The following is an 18,253-nucleotide window of genomic DNA, read 5'->3' as shown; positions in this document are numbered from 1 at the left end:
GAATTAATCACATAACGAATAAAAAGCGCCTTAAATAAGGCGCTTTTTTAACTAAAGAACTGATCAATCAAGAAACTGAACGTGCCCTGTTTTTACATCATAAATTGCACCCACAACTACGATCTCACCTCGATCAACCATATCTTTAAGCACACTACTATTATTAATAATGTACTGGATGTTGTAATGAACATTCATTGCTGTGACTTGACTAATAAAAGCATTACCTAATTCACGTGGTTGCATAATGTCATATACGCTATCAACCGAATGCATTAATGGTCCAAGTACATATTGGATGTGTGGCATTTCCTTCACATCAGATACTTGTTTTTGTTCTAAACGCAATTGACATGCACTCGTCACCGCACCGCAATCAGTATGTCCTAAAACAACGATTACTTTAGAACCTTTAGCCTGACACGCAAATTCAAGTGAACCCAATACTTTTTGCCCAGCAATATTACCTGCAATTCGCAAGCTGAACAGATCACCAATACCCACATCAAAAATCATTTCCGTAGGAGCACGTGAGTCCATACACCCAAGGACTGCTGCGATCGGATGTTGCCCTTCATCTGCAGTCACACGAATTTGTCGGTAAATATCACGTTGAAGGCGTTCATTTTTTACAAAACGCTCGTTCCCCTCTTTAAGTAGGTTAACGACCTGTTGTGGACTCAACTTTTGTTGCAAATCATGTGTACTAATATCAATATCAAGTACCGCATCATCAACGTCTTGATAGTGCTGTTTGAACCCGACCAATTTAAGATTTACTTGGCGTTTAATAGCCGTTTCACTTTGATAATCTTGAATAACTTGATAGATATCAGGATCGATCGAATCACATTGGGTTGCATCAATAATGAGTTGTTGATGTTTATGCACATGTTCTAATGCCGAAATAAGCGCAGAACGATTAAGAAAGGTCACTTGTGATGGGAGTTCAATACGAGTCACTACGCCATGTAAACGCTTCTCTCTATAAACACGAATACCTTTATTAAAATTGCCATAGAGAATAAAAGCGCTACTGGTGAACAGACCAATTAAAATTCCCATTAAAAGATCGGTCAGTAAAATTGCAACCAAGGTAATAATAAAAGGTAAAAACTGTTTCCAACCTTTTTGATAAAGCTGTTTAAATAGTTTTGGATGGGTAAGTTTAAAGCCTGTCACGATGAGGATCGCTGCCAATGCAGACAAAGGAATCATGTTCATTAATGGCACAAAGAACAAAACCGCCAACAGCAACAATACCCCATGAATAATGGTAGAGCATTTACTACGCGCACCTGTATTCGCATTCACCGAACTACGCACAATCACTGAAGTCACGGGCATGCCACCTATTAAGCCCGATACGATATTCCCTGTACCTTGTGCCCAGAGTTCACGATTCGGCGGAGAAGAGCGTTTTTGAGGATCGATTTTATCTGCTGCCTCTAAATTCAATAACGTTTCTAAAGATGCAACGACAGCCAGAGTAATTGCCCCTGTGTAAATCATAGGCTCAGCTAAATAGCTAAAATCAGGGAAAATTAATACTTTTTCGGGTGCTTGTAATATATTCGGCAATTGAATGAGGTTATCAATTTGCACTGCCCATGCAGAACCCATACTCACCAAAATAAAATTTAAAACTGCTGCGAGCACAACCGCAATCAAAGCAGAAGGTAAAGCTAGTTTTTTAAGCGGACTGCTATCCCACGCTAAAATTAAAAATAAACTGAGTAAACCAATAAGCGCAGCACCTCCATCAAAACGTTGAAGGAAGGCATCTGGTGTTGAAGTCCAAACTTGTTTCCATGAAAAATTAGAAAGTCCAAACAGATAAGGCAATTGCGTGGCAATCAGGATGACACCAATAGCAGCTAATAACCCTAAAATGACATTATTTGGAATAAAGTTCGCAAAAAAACCTAACTTAAATAATCCAAATAGAATTTGTAGGACACCGGCAAAAATAATACATAATAAAAAGGCGGCATAATTGCCGCCTAATTGTTCTAACTGTACAAGGATGACAGCAGTCAGCCCTGCCGCTGGGCCTGCAACGCTAATGTGAGAACCACTCAGTAAACCCACAATAATGCCGCCCACAATACCTGCAATAATACCAGAGATGATGGGAGCACCTGAGGCTAAAGCAATACCCAAACACAGCGGTAATGCCACGAGGAATACGACAACTCCGGACAAGAGGTCTTTCAAATGAAATCTATTTTTCAGGTTTAAAACCGACATAAAACAACCATTTATAATATAAAGAAATAAGCAAAGTTGTACTATTACAGCCTGAAAGTGAGTAAATGCTTCAAGGCTGGGTTGATAATGTCGAACAACTGAATATCATTAAAGTTTAGTTATGCTATAACGTTGTGTATTTAATTGTGTATTTAACAACGATTTGTTGATCTTAAGATTCACCTCATCTTTACGACTGTTTTTTTCTTATTTCGCTTTTATATAATTATTAAAAAAGTAATATTTTAACCCATAAAAAAAGCCTCCAATTGGAGGCCTTTTTATCAATTAAAGACTCTTATTTAGAACCTTTAATTCCTGCTTGTAATAACAATGCACCTAAACCACCAATCTTTTGTTCTTGTGGTTTCTCTTGCTTGCTACGCTGAGGGCGTTCAGCTTGATCTTTACGCGGTTGAGGACGTTTACCTTGAGGCTTACGCTCAAAACGCTGTTCTGTATTTTGTTCACGGCGTGGTGGACGCTGTGCTTTTACAGGTGCAGAACCTTCAGCACGCATACTTAAGTTCACGCGGTTACGTTCAACATCAACCTGCATAACACGCACTTGTACGATCTGACCCGGTTTTACAACCTTATGCGGGTCAGAAACGAACTCATTCGCTAACTCAGAAATATGAACTAAACCATCCTGATGTACACCAATATCAACGAAAGCACCAAAGTTTGTGACATTAGTGATCACACCCTCAAGTTGCATACCTTCAGTTAATTGGCCCACTTCAGTAATATCTTCGCGGAATTTAGCAGTACGGAACTCTGGACGTGGGTCACGACCCGGTTTTTCAAGTTCAGCTAATACGTCTTGTACTGTTGGCAAACCAAATTTGTCATCAACAAATTCATCAGCTTTTACTTGGCGAATGATTTCGGTATTACCAATGATGTCTTTCACAGTTGTCGCTTTTGCTGCAACAATTTTCTCAACAAGACCATAACTCTCAGGGTGAACAGCAGAAGCATCTAAAGGTTCAGAACCATTTTGGATACGTAAGAAACCAGCCGCTTGTTCAAAAGTACGTTCGCCTAAACGTGGTACGCTTTTCAAAGCTTGACGGTTATCAAAACGACCATGCTCTTTGCGGTATTCAACAATTTGCTGAGCAATGGCTTTATTCAAACCTGCAATATAAGCCAAGATTGCTGGCGAAGCGGTATTTACATCAACACCAACAGCGTTCACACAGTCTTCTACTACAGCGTCAAGAGTTTTTGCTAAACCAGTTTGGTTTACATCGTGTTGATATTGACCTACACCAATTGATTTCGGATCAATCTTAACTAGTTCAGCAAGTGGATCTTGTAAACGGCGAGCAATCGACACTGCTCCACGAATTGAAACATCAAGCTCTGGAAGTTCTGCCGCAGCAAGCTCACTTGCAGAGTAAACTGATGCGCCCGCTTCACTTACAGTCACACGTGTTAATTTGAGGTCGGTGTTTGCAGCCATCATTTCAGCCACTACAGCTTCTGTTTCACGGCTAGCAGTACCATTACCAATAGCAATAAGCTCTACATTATATTCACGGCATAGACGTGCAAGTTCAGCAATAGAACCTTCTTTATCTTCTTTAGGCGCAAATGGATAGATCGTGCTATGAGCAAGTACATCACCTGCATCGCTTACTACCGCAAGTTTCACACCAGTACGAATACCAGGGTCAACACCTAAAGTAGTACGACCACCTGCTGGCGCTGATAATAATAAATGACGAAGATTTTCAGCAAATACCTGCATTGCTTCTGCTTCGGCAGTAAGTCGTTTCTCTGTTAGCAATGAATGCTCGATTTGAGGACGAACTTTACCCAACCAGAATAATTTTGCAGTTTGTTTCAAGAAGTCCTGACGTGCTTGAGGTTGAATTTGCTCAAGGTTGTATTCAGTTTCAATACGCGCTAATGGTGCATCATCTTCACCATCAACTTTTAAACCTAATACATTTTCTTGACGACCACGTAACATCGCTAATAAACGGTGTGAAGGTAATTTGTTTAAACCTTCTGAAAATTCAAAGTAATCGCGGAATTTTTTACCGACTTCTTTCTTTTCTTCAGAAGCAACTGTACTTTTTAAAACCGCAGTTTTCGCAAAAGTTGCTTTTAATTCTGTAGTAAGCGCAATATTTTGTGCCCAGTCATCAATCAGAATATGCTGGATCGCATCTAACTGACTTTCAACATCTGGATAGTCTTCATGACTAAAACCAGCCAATGCTTCTGTCGGGTCAACTTGTTCTGCAATAATTTTTTCAGCAATCGGTCCTAAACCTGCTTCTTTTGCTTTAAAAGACTTACTTGTACGCTTAGGACGATACGGTGCATAAATTTCTTCTAAAGCATTTTTTGTTTCGGCTGCATTCACCCGCGCCAACAAGTCATCATTCAATTTATTCTGTTCTTGCAATGACTGAATGACCTTTTCACGGCGCTCATATAAATCACGTAAATACGCTAAACGAGTATCTAATTGGCGTAACTGCGTATCATCTAAACCTTGTGTTACTTCTTTACGGTAACGGGCAATGAATGGAACACTGGCACCTTCGTCAATTAAGCGGATGGCAGCTTCTACTTGGTTTGGACGTACGGCAAGCTCACTTGCCAACTGCTGAACTAAGTCAGTCATCGTGTTTGATCCCACAAGGATAAAGTTTAAAAGCACTGATTATAAAGACCAAGCCCATAAAATCCACACTTGTTTGCGTATTCAAAACGTTTTTTTGTATTGACTCTGAATATTTATACTTTTTACGACTACTAGAGCACGTAAAAACAGTGGTTTAAGTATGAAAAAGTTAAGACTGAACCCTACCTTTTAATCTTTATAAAATATAAACGTATGACTTATGTCATGAACATGACAAAAAATTAATATAATTTATGAGAAATTGATCATATTGATACATAGCCCAAAAGACAAAAATATTAAGGTTGAGCACTACTTTATTCTTCTAATTTCTTATCTACTCAGTTTTTTATCTTAATTCAGCAATCAAAAGTTTATTATATTTATTTCAAATAACTGATTTGAAACAATTAGTTATTACTATTGAATTATTATAAATTTATTGAAAATTTAACTATTTGTTGTTTTAGGGCGGTCTTTGCTAAATTATGGGCTTAAGATGTTGTTTTTTGGTTTCAAACCACCTTGAAAATTGTAATTTTGAGCAAATTGATACATAGTCTAAACAAGAACATCGGCATTATACTGAGGGCTTGTTGGCAATAAGCCTATCCGACCCAATAATATATAAATTATGACTTTAAAAGGGAGTACATCATGAGTTTAGTTGTACCTGCTGAACATCCTGAAACCGTACACAACGAAACGGATCGTGTCGAACGTATTTTAGTGGTCGATGACGATGTGCGTTTACGTACCCTCTTGCAACGTTTTTTGGAAGATAAAGGCTTTGTTGTAAAAACTGCCCACGATGCTTCGCAAATGGACCGTTTATTACAACGTGAGTTATTTTCACTTATCGTACTCGACTTTATGTTACCGGTTGAAGATGGTTTAAGTATTTGCCGTCGTTTACGCCAATCAAATATTGATACGCCAATCATCATGTTAACAGCACGTGGTAGCGATTCAGACCGTATTGCCGGTCTTGAAGCTGGTGCAGATGACTACTTACCAAAACCATTTAACCCAAATGAGCTTTTAGCACGTATCCGCGCAGTATTACGTCGCCAAGTTCGCGAAGTTCCGGGTGCACCAAGCCAACAAGTTGAAGTTGTAAGCTTTGGTCCATGGTCTTTAGACTTGTCTACCCGCACGCTGACACGTGAAGGACAAATCGTTACCTTAACAACTGGCGAATTTGCAGTATTAAAAGCATTGGTACAACATCCACGTGAACCATTGACACGCGATAAACTGATGAACTTGGCGCGTGGCCGTGAATGGGGTGCAATGGAACGTTCAATTGACGTTCAAGTTTCTCGTTTACGTCGTTTAATTGAAGATAACCCTGCACGTGCACGTTACATCCAAACTGTATGGGGTGTAGGCTATGTATTCGTTCCAGATGGTGCTGAATAAGCTTGAGATAAGATAGAGTGAGTTTAGAACCAATCGCCCCACAGAACTTTACCGATTACGTGACCTACTCAGAACGTAAACGGACTCGATGGGAACGTTTTCTCGATAAAATAAAGCCACGTTCTGCTGCCATGCGTACCACTATTCTGGTACTGCTGGTGGTGTTCTTTAGCTTATTTATGTCGTTATGGTTCTTTTGGCGCACTCTTTATTTACCTGAAATTCAACAGCACGCCCGTTATCTTGCGGTCGAGCTTGAGCTCGTCAATAATCCTGATATACGAATTTTTCATCGTGAAAATGAAGTAGATATTGATGCGTGGTTGCGTAATCGAGTCGGTATTGAATACGTTACCAACCCCAAAGAATATCCAAGTGTCCGAGAAAAGGTCATTGCCGAGTTTTTTACCAATCACGTTGAAAATAAGCTGGCAAATGAGATCGGGACTAAAGACGTTACCGTTTACTTCCAGTTTAAACCGAGCCCACGCATTTGGATTCAAACACCTGAAATGCATGGAAACTGGGTTCGAGAGCCTTTAAAAACCTATGCCAACTACAGTCCTGAACTTTTAGTGGGTTGGGTCGTGGGTGTTCCATTACTGTCGGCTATCATTATTTTAATTTTGGTTCGACAGATGAACCGCCCCCTGCGTCGTTTGCAGAATGCTGCCAATGAATACAGTAAATCTGGAACAGCACCCTACCTTGATACCAATCACGGTCCATTAGAAATTCGTCAAGTAAACCAAGCGTTTAATCGTATGGTCTACACACTCGATCAGACTGAGCGTGAGCGACGTATTATGTTGGCAGGTATTTCACATGATTTACGCACTCCACTTACACGCATACGTTTAACAGCAGAGATGCTGCCTGATGAGTTTTTGCGTGAAGGTTTGGTCTATGACGTAGATGATATGGATGCAATTCTTAATCAGTTCATTTCGTACATGCGCGATGGCTCAGATGAGGAGTTGAAAGACACCAATATCAACATGCTTTTGCAAGAACTTGTTGTGCAATTTAAACCTCTCGATATTCAATTCGAGATGCAGGATGTACCTATTATTCCGGCACGTAGTCTTTCTTTAAAAAGATTGATTGCCAACTTGATTAATAATGCAAAACGCTATGGTGCTGAACCGATAGAGCTCAGTGCAAAAGTTGAAAATGAATCTATTTTAATTACTGTTGCTGATCATGGTGAAGGCATTCCGGCAGATCAAATTGAAGAGTTAATGCAACCTTTTGTTCGCGGAGACTCAGCAAGAACTATTCAAGGTAGTGGTCTTGGGCTGGCTATTGTTAAACGTATTGTCGATATTCATCATGGTGAGATTCAAATTCATAATCGTGAACAAGGTGGTCTCGAAGTTATTATTTCTTTACCAATCCCAAAACCGAGTACCGAAGAAAATACCACGACGAATCCTTTGGAAAAAATAAAACAAACATTAAGTGAGCGCTTTTAATTTGATCAATTAGTAATTAAAAGCCTTGTTTTAATGACAAATAAAAGTAATAAAAATCAATCAAATAAAAACCATAAATATAATTTATACCGCCATTTATTTACAAAATTAGACCTTAGCCTAACACCTATGCACTTTTCAATTTTTCATAGCTAAAATCCCGTATGTTTTGACAATATTGAGGATGTCCAATGTCTTTAAGTCGTATTCGCCTAGCTTCTCTTCATGACAAGGTCATCAGTGCTGAACAAGCTGCGCAATTCATCGAAAATGGAATGACTGTTGGTATGAGTGGTTTTACTCGTGCCGGTGAAGCTAAAGCTGTTCCACAAGCACTTGTAGAGCATGCAAAGAAAAATCCGTTAAAAATCACGTTAATTACGGGTGCTAGCTTAGGTAATGACTTAGACAAACAACTCACGGAAGCAGGTGTTTTATCTCGTCGTATGCCATTTCAGGTAGACAACACTTTACGTCGTGCGATTAACAACGGCGAAGTTATGTTTATTGATCAACATTTATCAGAAACTGTTGAGCAAATGCGTAACCAGCAACTTAAACGTCCAGACGTTGCGGTGATTGAAGCAATTGCGATTACTGAAGATGGTGGCATTATTCCAACAACTTCTGTAGGTAACTCTGCAAGCTTTGCTATTTTTGCCGAAAAAGTTATTGTTGAAATCAACACATCTTTAAGCGAAAGCTTTGAAGGTTTGCACGACATCTATATTCCGACTTATCGCCCAACACGTACTCCAATTCCATTAACAAAAGTGGATGAGCGTATTGGTACAACCGCAATCCAAATTGATCCTGCAAAAATTGTAGGTATTGTATTTAACGATACACATGACTCACCATCAACAGTAACTCCTCCAGATGATGAGACTCAAGGCATTGCAAACCATCTAATTGCTTTCTTTAATAAAGAAGTTGCAGAAGGTCGTTTACCGAAAAACCTTGGTCCATTACAAGCAGGGATTGGCTCCATTGCCAATGCTGTATTAACAGGTTTAAAAGATTCTGATTTTGAAGACCTCATCATGTACTCAGAAGTACTACAAGACTGTACTTTTGAACTCATTGATGCAGGCAAAATGAAATTTGCTTCTGGTAGCTCAATTACCCTTTCTGCAAAATGTGGTGAAAAAGTTTTTGGCAATATCGAAGCTTACAAAGACAAATTAGTGCTTCGTCCACAAGAAATTTCTAACCATCCTGAATTAGTTCGTCGTTTAGGGATTATCGGCATTAACACTGCTCTTGAGTTTGATATTTACGGTAACGTGAACTCAACTCACGTGTGCGGTACTAAAATGATGAACGGTATTGGTGGTTCAGGTGACTTCGCTCGTAACGCTCACTTGGCGATCTTTGTAACCAAATCAATTGCTAAAGGCGGCGATATTTCTTCTATCGTGCCAATGGTGAGCCACGTTGACCACAGTGAACACGATGTTGATATTTTAGTGACAGAGCAAGGTTTAGCTGACTTACGCGGTTTAGCGCCTCGTGAACGCGCTCGCGCTATTATCGATAATTGTGTACACCCACTTTATCGTGATGCATTAAATGACTACTTTGACCGTGCATGCGCTAAAGGTGGACATACTCCTCACTTACTTCGTGAAGCATTGTCTTGGCATGCAAACTTCGAAGAAACAGGTCAAATGCTTCAAGCAGCACCAGTTGCAAAATCAGCTTAAATCACTGGTTTAATTCAAGCACTCCCTCGGGGGTGCTTTTTTATTTGTTTAAATTATTAATAAAAAACTGCTCAAGCCCGAATTTTTATTTTATCTTTTCAGCACATCAAAACAAAAAGTAGAAATCCATATGTTTATTATTCGTCAATTTACAAATGCAGATCTGGATGATGTCGTTATTTTATGGGAAAGCTGTGGTCTGACCCGTCCTTGGAATAATCCTGAAACCGATATTTTCAGGAAAGTCTCACAACAGGATGATTTGTTTTTAGTTGCTATTAAAGATGAGCAACTGATTGGTACGCTTATGGGCGGCTACGATGGCCATAGAGGCTGGATTAACTATTTGGCTGTTCACCCCCACCAACAACGCTTAGGAATCGCTACAGCGCTCGTTCAGCAGCTTGAGAAGCGCCTCATTGCTCGTGGCTGCCCAAAACTGCAATTATTAGTTCGTAAAGACAATTTGAATGTATTGAATTTTTACGAGCAGCTTGGCTATGACGAGGTAGAAGCAGTGTGCTTAGGAAAACGACTTATTCGTGATAGTTCTCATGATTAGAACCACGTTTTGTTTGGGCTATTTTTAGAAAGTTAAGGCGATATTGAGGATAACCCTCTTTGCTTGTGGATAAAATGAGATTTATACACAGGTAAGGTCTTAACATTTTTATTAAATAAACAAGCATGAAAAAAGCCCCATACATTATGTATGGGGCTTTTTCGAATATGGTGGCGAGACCCAGGATCGAACTGGGGACACACGGATTTTCAATCCGTTGCTCTACCTACTGAGCTATCACGCCGATGGCCTGTATTAAGCCGTATCTCAGAACAATAGTCAACAATTATCCTGAGTTTCTGATTTAAATGAGTATTTTTTATACTTAAAAAAAATCCCTGATGGGATCAGGGATTGAAAACACAAATAATGGTGGCGAGACCCAGGATCGAACTGGGGACACACGGATTTTCAATCCGTTGCTCTACCTACTGAGCTATCACGCCGAAGTGGGCGTATTAAACAATGTTTATAAGAAGACGTCAAGCAACTTCCGTGTTTTTTGTAACAAGTGATTATTTTTAAATCACAACCACAAAATAATAGAAGCTTTTAGTGATGTAGTTTACCAATGTGAGCCAAACAGCGATGAATCGCGCCACAGCCTGGTTCAAAAGTTTTAACACCTTTTGACTCTTCTATGCGGCAAGCTTCTTCAACTAAGCGCTCAGCTACCCCACGACCACGGTTAGCAGGGTGCACAACAATATATTCAAGAACCTTGCTTTCGCCTTGTCCTGAAGACCAAATTGCACCTATAATTTTGGTGTTAAATTCGGCAGTGTATAGCGTGGTATACTGTTGTAAATCTTGTTCAAGTTGTTCAATCGCATCGTGCCCGTCACCAAACTCCGGACTTGTATCATACAGTCGCTCAAGCTGATCGCGGATCTCTGAATTATCTAGAGAACTATAAGCATGTACGGTAATAGGCATTGATTAACCCTCCTGAGCAAACTATGATGCTGTCACGAATTCGTCACAGCGAAATTATCGTTAACATCCAATCATTTTTGACGTTTTTTGAGGAACGTGTCCATGACGCAACGTATCAGTGAAGTGGTTAGAAATACCAATGAAACCAAAATTCGAGTTCGTTTAAATCTCGACGGTACTGGTCAAGGCACACTAAACACTGGAGTTCCATTTTTAGACCATATGATTGATCAAATCAAGCGACATGGCTTATTTGATATCGATATTCATTGTGACGGAGACCTCGAGATTGATGATCACCACACCGTAGAAGACTGTGGTATCACGCTTGGACAAGCTTTTGCACAAGCTTTAGGCGATAAAAAAGGTTTAAAACGCTATGGTCATTTTTATGCACCATTAGACGAAGCTTTATCTCGCGTTGTTGTAGATTTATCTGGTCGTCCGGGATTATTTATGGATATTCCATTTACTCGTGCACGCATCGGTACCTTTGATGTCGATTTATTTTCTGAGTTTTTTCAAGGTTTCGTAAACCATGCGCTTATGACCTTACACATCGATAACTTAAAAGGTAAAAATAGCCACCATCAAATCGAAAGTGTGTTCAAAGCACTTGCTCGTGCTTTACGTATGGCATGTGAAGTTGATCCACGTGCAGAAAACACGATTGCATCGACAAAAGGTAGCCTCTAATGACACGTATCGCGTTACTTGATTATGGCATGGGCAATCTACACTCAGCGGCTAAAGCACTTGAGCATGTGGGCGCTACAGTCGATGTGACCAATGATCCAAAGTTAATTGCACAAGCCGACAAAATTGTTTTTCCAGGCGTTGGTGCAATGCGTGACTGCATGCAAGGCATGCGTGAAGCAGGTATTGATGAAGTTGTACGTAAAGCTGCTTTTAATAAACCTGTTCTTGCGATTTGTGTAGGTATGCAAGCATTGCTACAAAGTTCTGAAGAAAATGGCGGTGTAGACGCATTAGGTATTTTTGACGGCGTAGTAAAACATTTCCCTCAAATGGAAGGTTTGAAAGTACCACACATGGGCTGGAACCAAGTTCACCAAATGGACCCAAGCCATCCAATGTGGAACAACATCGAACAAGATGCTCGCTTCTACTTTGTACATAGTTACTATGTCGAACCCAAAGATGAAAGCGTTGTGGCTGCGACTTGCGAGTATGGTGTGAACTTCTGCACAGCCATTCACAAAGATAATTTGTTCGCGACTCAATTCCATCCAGAGAAAAGTCATACTGCTGGTTTGCAGTTACTTAAAAACTTTGTGGAATGGAATATTTAATCTGATTTAAAACTGAAAAAGATCAGGTCTAGATGACCTGATCTTTTTTTATTTACAATAACAACTAATCATTTATAGAATGATGTTTTATTCAACAAAATATTGAATATTTATACTTTTAAATAAAACCAAATGATCAGGAAAACAAAATGAATTCACCTTTCGAAAATCAGCCACTTCAACACGATTCCCCCTTTAAAGCTAGTGGTCGTTTTGGGCGACTCTCTTATGCTGCTTGGACATTCTTATTTTCACTCGTCATCGGTATCGCCGTTGTCATCATCGCTTTTACTTTTGGGTTTACATCTAGTCAGGAACTAACGGGTCTTTCTACGGCAGGCATGATTGTTATCGCCATTCTTTATATTGTTTGCCTCTATGTAAGCTTTGTATTTACCATCCGCCGCTTGCACGACCGCAATAATACAGGATGGCTATCGTTACTGATGCTGATCCCTGCCGTAAACCTCATTTTTATGATCTATCTCTTTGCGGCAAAAGGTACAGAAGGCAATAATGATTACGGACCACAGCGCCCTACTCCTGGTTGGGAACGCGTTTTAGGCTGGATTTATATTATCCTAATTCCACTTGCTTTGGTTTTTGCTGTCGTTGCCACAATCATGTCTCCGACCTATGAAGGCTATGTCGAGAAAAGTGAAAGTGTGGTCATTGGTACACCTTCTCAGTCTCAGTAATTTTTAAAGATATTCATAAAGCCTAGTTCTCTAGGCTTTATTCATATATAAAGTGAATAGCCCAATTCATTTGTACGCTGTTAAATATGTCCGAAGCCGTTGCCCTCCTTGATAAAGCCTCCATTCAGCAGCTTCCTCCTTTTGAAAATCTTAACCACCATAATATTGTGGTGATTGAAAATATTGAGCAATGCAAAAGTATTGAAGAAGAATTAAAAAACGCTGCAATTTTGGGATTTGATTCTGAGTCTAAACCTACATTTAAAGTGGGTGAAATCTCAACTGGTCCACACTTAATTCAACTTGCTACAACACAAAAAGCCTATTTATTTCATGTCAATTCATCGACATTAAAATTCTTACAGCCCATTTTATCTAACCAGAAGCAAATTAAAGTCGGTTTTGGCCTTAAAAATGATAAGCACATTTTTCATAAAAAAGGCATAGAGCTAGAAAGTTGTGTCGACCTTGCCAAAGGGTTTAGTCACTTTGGTTTTAAACAGCAAATGGGCTTACAAAAAGCGGTGGCACTGTTATTTGGACAATATCTCGCAAAGTCGAAAAAAGTTGGAACTTCAAATTGGGCACGAAAGCCACTTACATCTCAGCAAATAAATTATGCCGCCGCCGATGCTTATGCTGCATTACTCGTATTTGAAGAGCTCAGAAACCAAAAACTATTACCTGCTCACATTTCACAAACGATTCAAACCGCACTTCAAGCGTAAAGTAATAAAAGTCTTTTCTAAGGCTTAGCGATTGATCAATACTTTGCTAAGATGTGCACAATTTCATAAACATGATGAAGCAAGGAGCGAAAGCATGCTAATCATTCCAGCAATTGACCTGAAAGATGGTAAATGTGTGCGTTTAAAACAAGGGCGTATGGAAGACGATACCGTTTTCTCTGACGATCCGGTTGCAACTGCCCAGCATTGGGTAAATGAAGGTGCGCGCCGTTTGCATTTGGTTGATTTGAATGGCGCTTTCGCAGGTACTCCAATTCATAAACCTGTAGTTGAAGCAATTGCTAAAGCTCAGCCAGAATTACCAATTCAAATTGGTGGTGGTATTCGCTCATTAGAAACGATTGAACACTATTTAGAAGCTGGCGTGACTTTTGTCATTATCGGCACTAAAGCTGTTCAAGAACCTGAATTTGTAGAAGAAGCTTGTAAACGTTTCGCAGGCCACATCATTGTTGGTATTGATGCCATGAATGGTATGGTTGCAACTGACGGCTGGGCAAACGTTACTGATGTGAAAGCAACTGATTTAGCGAAACGCTTTGCTGATGCAGGCGTGTCTAGCATTGTTTATACAGACATTGCTCGTGACGGTATGATGCAAGGTGTAAACGTTGAGCAAACTGTAAACTTGGCTCAATACTCAGGCTTACCAGTAATTGCTTCTGGTGGTGTAACCAACCTTGATGACGTTCGTAACTTAAAAGGTCAACCGGGTATTTTAGGTGCGATTACAGGCCGCGCAATTTATGAAGGTACTTTAAACCTTCGTGAAGCTCAGCTTTTGTTAGATGAAAACCGTCTTTAATTTTTAAGATGTAAAAAAGAGCCGCTTTAGGCTCTTTTTTATTGCTGTCATGAAAATATATTCCAAATCAATACACCACATTACGAGTAAATTTAAGCACTTGGTTACCACTATTAATATAAGTATAAGTAACAGAACTTTCAAAAATAAAAGATGAACCAGCAGATATTATTTTTTTGCTGTCTGTAAATTGTAAGGTCAACTCACCTTCTAATACGTAAATAATTTCCTGCCATCCGTCAGCATCTGCTTCCGCCACGTAAGACTCTCCCACTGCCAAAGACCATATCCAAAGCTCAACTTGGGAACGAGATGGAACTGAAGCGAGCAAGGTTGCTTTACTTTCTTCATCTTCCCCCTGCCAAGCAAGTGCATTTACTACAGCATGTTCTTTATGCTCAGGTGCACTCACAATCGTTTTAAAATCCACACCCAACACTACCGCAATCGAATCGAGTTTGGCCAAACTAATATTGACCTGCCCTGTTTCCAAAGCAGCAATGGTTCGTCTACTCACACCTGCCTGATCTGCCAAATCTTGTTGACTCAAATCTCGCTCATCTCTTAATGAACGAATATTTGTGCCTACGTGCTGTAAAACGGTACTCGACTGGCTCATAAAATGGATTAGCAAGAAAATTTGAGCAATATATTGCACAAAATACAAGAATAGCGCAATATGTGCAGTATATTGCACAATTTACGTTAATTTGAGTATGTCGCCAATTTCTCTGAGTTCAAGCAAAGCCCCACAGTTAGCCCTCATTTTGATTACGATCATTTGGGGTGGAACATTTCTTACTGTGCAGTATGCACTGCATTTTTCATCGCCTATGTTTTTTGTAGGCTGTCGTTTTGCTGTAGCAGCTCTTACTTTGCTTCTTATCTCATTAAAAAGCATAAAAGGCGTCACGTTAAAAGATTTAGGTGCGGGTTGTGCGATTGGTCTTGTGATTGCGGCAGGCTATGGTACCCAGACTATTGGCCTGCAAACCATTCCGAGTAGTGAATCAGCATTTTTAACAGCGCTATATGTTCCGCTTGTTCCTATTTTAATGTGGCTCATCTTTAGAAAAACTCCACATATTATGACTTGGGTGGGAGCCGCTCTTGCGTTTGCTGGCCTTGTTTTCTTAACGGGAAATGGTTTTGAGCAAATTTCATTAAGTTTTGGGCAGCTTTTAACAATCTTGGGTGCCTTTGCGATTGCTTTAGAAATTATTTTTATTAGCTACTTTGCTGGAAAGGTAAATTTACGCCGCGTCACAATCATTCAACTTGGTGTCGCTTCTCTACTTTCTTTCGCTATCATGCCTGTGGTGGGTGAACATACGATTCCAGCATTTTCATGGCCCCTAGTACTGATTGCTGTTGCATTAGGTTTAGCGAGTGCGCTCATTCAATTTGTTATGAACTGGGCTCAACGTGTGGTTGATCCTTCACGTGCTGCAATTATTTATGCAGGCGAACCTGTTTGGGCGGGCATTATTGGCCGAATTGCAGGTGAGCGTTTGCCATTGATTGCCCTTTTTGGTGGGGCTTTGGTGGTATTAGGCGTTTTAGTCAGTGAGTTAAAAATTAAGTTACCCATTAAAAAAACTAAAAGAATTCGAGAATAAAAAAAGAGAGCTTAACGCTCTCTTTTTTATTTATTAAGGTTGATACATCGGACGGTTATCATTTAGCGCAATCAAGCCGCGAATTGCACGATATACAATCCAGATCCACGCAGCACCAATTACGCCCACACAGAATACGGTCGATGAAACGGCAACGCCTGCAAATAGATTAGTATTTTCGCCCGTAAAGAACAGGAAAATAAACGGCAGAAAGGCAATAATATTCCAAGCCAGATACCACCAGAATGTTCTGATTTGCCATGTAAAGTGGCTCGCGAAAATCGAGCCTTGTACATCAGAACGTTTTACGTAGTTAATAATTAAAGCAATAACCGCAAGTAAGCCGCCTGTAAAAATGGCAACAATATAAAGTACATATAAAATAAGTGTTAAAGTACGATTTGGATCTTGGTCGATAGAACTATTCATTTTTATACCTCTCAAGTTTAATAAAACGATTTACTTTTATGAGCCCCGCAATACGTTTAAGGGAGAAATTAGCCACAAAATCAAAAGTAAATGAAAGAATATGGTACAAAAATAAATCTTACGAAAGGGTTGTTTTTGTGTTTTATGTCTCAGTTTTTGTTGTGCCCACCATGCAGCTGGCCAACCTCCTAAAAAGCTAACAATGTGCAATGTTTGTTCAGGTACACGGCGATTACCCAATTGTGCGGCTTCTTTGTCTTGTGAATAGAGCCAATAACTTAAGGCATTCATCATTAAAACAAATAACAAGGTGTAGGCGGGTAAAATATGAATAAAACTCATAATTCCCATTAAAACGAAATAAAACACGATCCCCATTTGCATTGCAGACCAAGGGCTAGCTTGAAAAGAAGATTCTGCTTTTGCAGGTTTGGACGCTTTTCGAGTTTGAGATGCTTTTAAATAAGTGACCTGCTGAGCACGAAAACGACCTCGTTCGTCGAGAATCACCCGATATTCCAGTGCACAGCCAATAATTGGCCGAGGTCCGGGGCGTGCAAAATCCTTGATATGCAAAAAGACTCGTTCTTTTTCAGCATCATCCGGCTGAATAAAGCCATAACCTTTTTCGTCGAACCATTCGACTAAACGCCCCTGATCTCGCATCTTTATTCCCTTTTATGCTTTTACATGACTTAAACGGTCTTGCATCATTGCTCGCATTTCTTGCGGGTCTTTTTGCAAAATGTCATCGCCGGTACGTCCTTCTTCTTTATTTTTTTGAGCAACTTGCAAACGCATTGACCAAAAACGGCACGCTGCCATTGCCAAGAATACATCTAAACACTCAAGTTCATCTGAAGTCAGCGCACGAACTTTCTGGTATGCCTCTAAGTAAGCTGCTACCTTATTTGAGTTTAAATGCGCTGCCGGATATTCGGTACAAAAATCATTGATGGTAATCGCAATATCAAATAGCAATTCATCTTGATTTAACTCATAAAAATCTAGAATACCTTGTAATTGCTCACCTTCAAACAAAGTATTGTCGCGGAACAAATCAGAGTGAATAAAACCTGTTGGTCGATTTAAATACTGCGCTGTTTTCGCATTAAAAGCTTGATAGACCTGCTCAAGTAAAGTTTGATCATCTTGAGTCATGCTTGGTTTCAGCTGCTCTGCAACACCTGTCCAGTATTGGTGATCACGGCGATATTCACGTTCAAGTGGAAAATCTTGTAAAGCCACATGCAGTTTCGCCTGTGCATCTGCAATCGCTGCAACTTGCGCTACTGTGGTTTGCATGGGATGGTGACCCATTAAACGTGGTGCAATCTGTGCAGGCTTGTCTGCAATCACATGAACCGCTTGTCCGCTATGTTTTAACGGCACAGCAACGGGTACATCATGAGTTCCTAATTGTTCAAGTACAGGAATAAGTTCGCCCGCCCCTTGTGCATCTAACTCTTCAAACACGGTGAGTACATATTGTTTGCGGTTTACATCAACCAGAAAATAATTGGTGTTTTGAATACCTCCCTGAATTGGGTTCAGCTCCAACACCTCTAATCCATAAGGTGCAGCAAAGGTGCGAACTTCATCTAAACTCAACGGGGTATAAACCGACATGGAAAACCTGCAA

General features: G+C 39.9%; 18 protein-coding genes and 2 tRNA genes. 11 read left to right on the top strand and 9 right to left on the bottom strand.

Going from position 1 to position 18,253, the window contains the following annotated elements; genetic code table 11:
• Window positions 1-63: 63 nt before the first annotated feature.
• Both JGE69_RS11115 and JGE69_RS11110 read right to left on the bottom strand, forming a co-directional pair.
• Complete coding sequence (locus JGE69_RS11115; RefSeq protein ID WP_126645684.1) at window positions 64-2,250, bottom strand: SulP family inorganic anion transporter; 2,187 nt, start codon at window positions 2,248-2,250, stop codon at window positions 64-66.
• 298 nt (window positions 2,251-2,548) lie between these two features.
• Window positions 2,549-4,897 carry a Tex family protein gene (locus tag JGE69_RS11110; protein ID WP_002116875.1) on the bottom strand — a complete coding sequence of 783 codons (2,349 nt, stop codon included), beginning with the start codon at window positions 4,895-4,897 and terminating at the stop codon, window positions 2,549-2,551.
• 657 nt (window positions 4,898-5,554) lie between these two features.
• Between JGE69_RS11110 and ompR the strand changes: the two genes are divergently transcribed.
• The 5 genes from ompR (at window position 5,555) to JGE69_RS11085 (ending at window position 10,062) form a co-directional block, all read left to right on the top strand.
• Complete coding sequence (gene ompR, locus JGE69_RS11105) at window positions 5,555-6,319, top strand: two-component system response regulator OmpR (protein WP_000060753.1); 765 nt, start codon at window positions 5,555-5,557, stop codon at window positions 6,317-6,319.
• A gap of 17 nt (window positions 6,320-6,336) precedes the next feature.
• Window positions 6,337-7,794, top strand: coding sequence for an ATP-binding protein (locus JGE69_RS11100; protein WP_199113462.1), 1,458 nt, complete (start codon window positions 6,337-6,339; stop codon window positions 7,792-7,794).
• A 33-nt stretch (window positions 7,795-7,827) separates the two neighbouring features.
• Window positions 7,828-7,950 carry a hypothetical protein gene (locus JGE69_RS11095; RefSeq protein WP_081035407.1) on the top strand — a complete coding sequence of 41 codons (123 nt, stop codon included), beginning with the start codon at window positions 7,828-7,830 and terminating at the stop codon, window positions 7,948-7,950.
• 35 nt (window positions 7,951-7,985) lie between these two features.
• Window positions 7,986-9,500, top strand: a complete 1,515-nt coding sequence (locus JGE69_RS11090) for an acetyl-CoA hydrolase/transferase family protein (RefSeq protein ID WP_002116671.1) — start codon at window positions 7,986-7,988, stop codon at window positions 9,498-9,500.
• 130 nt (window positions 9,501-9,630) lie between these two features.
• Window positions 9,631-10,062: a GNAT family acetyltransferase gene (locus tag JGE69_RS11085; RefSeq protein ID WP_002116887.1), complete on the top strand. Its 432-nt coding sequence runs from the start codon at window positions 9,631-9,633 to the stop codon at window positions 10,060-10,062.
• 168 nt (window positions 10,063-10,230) lie between these two features.
• Here the strand turns inward: JGE69_RS11085 and JGE69_RS11080 are convergent.
• From JGE69_RS11080 to JGE69_RS11070, 3 genes are all read right to left on the bottom strand, one after another.
• A tRNA-Phe gene (locus tag JGE69_RS11080) sits at window positions 10,231-10,306 on the bottom strand.
• Between the two features lie 126 nt (window positions 10,307-10,432).
• Window positions 10,433-10,508: transfer RNA gene (locus JGE69_RS11075), tRNA-Phe, on the bottom strand.
• A 106-nt stretch (window positions 10,509-10,614) separates the two neighbouring features.
• Complete coding sequence (locus tag JGE69_RS11070; RefSeq protein WP_002116928.1) at window positions 10,615-10,998, bottom strand: GNAT family N-acetyltransferase; 384 nt, start codon at window positions 10,996-10,998, stop codon at window positions 10,615-10,617.
• A 102-nt stretch (window positions 10,999-11,100) separates the two neighbouring features.
• On the opposite strand from JGE69_RS11070, the gene hisB reads away from it, so the two are divergent.
• The 5 genes from hisB (at window position 11,101) to hisA (ending at window position 14,563) form a co-directional block, all read left to right on the top strand.
• On the top strand, window positions 11,101-11,694 hold the full coding sequence (hisB, locus tag JGE69_RS11065) for an imidazoleglycerol-phosphate dehydratase HisB (RefSeq protein ID WP_002116767.1): 594 nt from the start codon (window positions 11,101-11,103) through the stop codon (window positions 11,692-11,694).
• Window positions 11,694-12,311, top strand: a complete 618-nt coding sequence (gene hisH, locus JGE69_RS11060; RefSeq protein WP_002116911.1) for an imidazole glycerol phosphate synthase subunit HisH — start codon at window positions 11,694-11,696, stop codon at window positions 12,309-12,311. Before hisB ends, hisH begins: the two co-directional genes overlap by 1 nt.
• A gap of 149 nt (window positions 12,312-12,460) precedes the next feature.
• Window positions 12,461-13,009 carry a DUF805 domain-containing protein gene (locus JGE69_RS11055; protein WP_017400521.1) on the top strand — a complete coding sequence of 183 codons (549 nt, stop codon included), beginning with the start codon at window positions 12,461-12,463 and terminating at the stop codon, window positions 13,007-13,009.
• 86 nt (window positions 13,010-13,095) lie between these two features.
• Window positions 13,096-13,737 carry a 3'-5' exonuclease gene (locus JGE69_RS11050; RefSeq protein ID WP_032006393.1) on the top strand — a complete coding sequence of 214 codons (642 nt, stop codon included), beginning with the start codon at window positions 13,096-13,098 and terminating at the stop codon, window positions 13,735-13,737.
• A 94-nt stretch (window positions 13,738-13,831) separates the two neighbouring features.
• The gene (hisA, locus tag JGE69_RS11045; RefSeq protein ID WP_000905538.1) at window positions 13,832-14,563 is read left to right on the top strand and encodes a 1-(5-phosphoribosyl)-5-[(5-phosphoribosylamino)methylideneamino]imidazole-4-carboxamide isomerase; all 732 of its coding nucleotides are present in this window, start codon (window positions 13,832-13,834) and stop codon (window positions 14,561-14,563) included.
• Between the two features lie 67 nt (window positions 14,564-14,630).
• Here the strand turns inward: hisA and JGE69_RS11040 are convergent, their stop codons facing one another.
• Window positions 14,631-15,182: a helix-turn-helix domain-containing protein gene (locus JGE69_RS11040; protein ID WP_199113593.1), complete on the bottom strand. Its 552-nt coding sequence runs from the start codon at window positions 15,180-15,182 to the stop codon at window positions 14,631-14,633.
• A 97-nt stretch (window positions 15,183-15,279) separates the two neighbouring features.
• Here JGE69_RS11040 and JGE69_RS11035 point away from each other — a divergent pair, with 97 nt between their 5' ends.
• Window positions 15,280-16,182: a DMT family transporter gene (locus tag JGE69_RS11035; RefSeq protein WP_199113460.1), complete on the top strand. Its 903-nt coding sequence runs from the start codon at window positions 15,280-15,282 to the stop codon at window positions 16,180-16,182.
• Window positions 16,183-16,215: 33 nt separating this feature from the next.
• Here JGE69_RS11035 and JGE69_RS11030 read toward each other — a convergent pair whose 3' ends face one another.
• The 3 genes from JGE69_RS11030 to JGE69_RS11020 are packed head-to-tail and all read right to left on the bottom strand — an operon-like array spanning window position 16,216 to window position 18,240.
• Window positions 16,216-16,611 (bottom strand): DUF4870 family protein, encoded by a 396-nt coding sequence (locus JGE69_RS11030; protein WP_009391942.1) that lies wholly within the window; start codon window positions 16,609-16,611, stop codon window positions 16,216-16,218.
• Window positions 16,612-16,647: 36 nt separating this feature from the next.
• On the bottom strand, window positions 16,648-17,277 hold the full coding sequence (locus JGE69_RS11025; protein WP_046812843.1) for a DUF1294 domain-containing protein: 630 nt from the start codon (window positions 17,275-17,277) through the stop codon (window positions 16,648-16,650).
• A 12-nt stretch (window positions 17,278-17,289) separates the two neighbouring features.
• Window positions 17,290-18,240: a homoserine kinase gene (locus JGE69_RS11020; RefSeq protein WP_057068879.1), complete on the bottom strand. Its 951-nt coding sequence runs from the start codon at window positions 18,238-18,240 to the stop codon at window positions 17,290-17,292.
• Window positions 18,241-18,253 lie beyond the last annotated feature (13 nt).

The sequence above is a fragment of the Acinetobacter sp. C13 genome, assembly GCF_016809775.1.
In the GTDB taxonomy this organism is placed as follows: Bacteria; Pseudomonadota; Gammaproteobacteria; order Pseudomonadales; family Moraxellaceae; genus Acinetobacter; species Acinetobacter pittii.
Note: the sequence above shows the minus strand (reverse complement) of the source record. Positions and strands in the feature narration are given on the sequence as shown.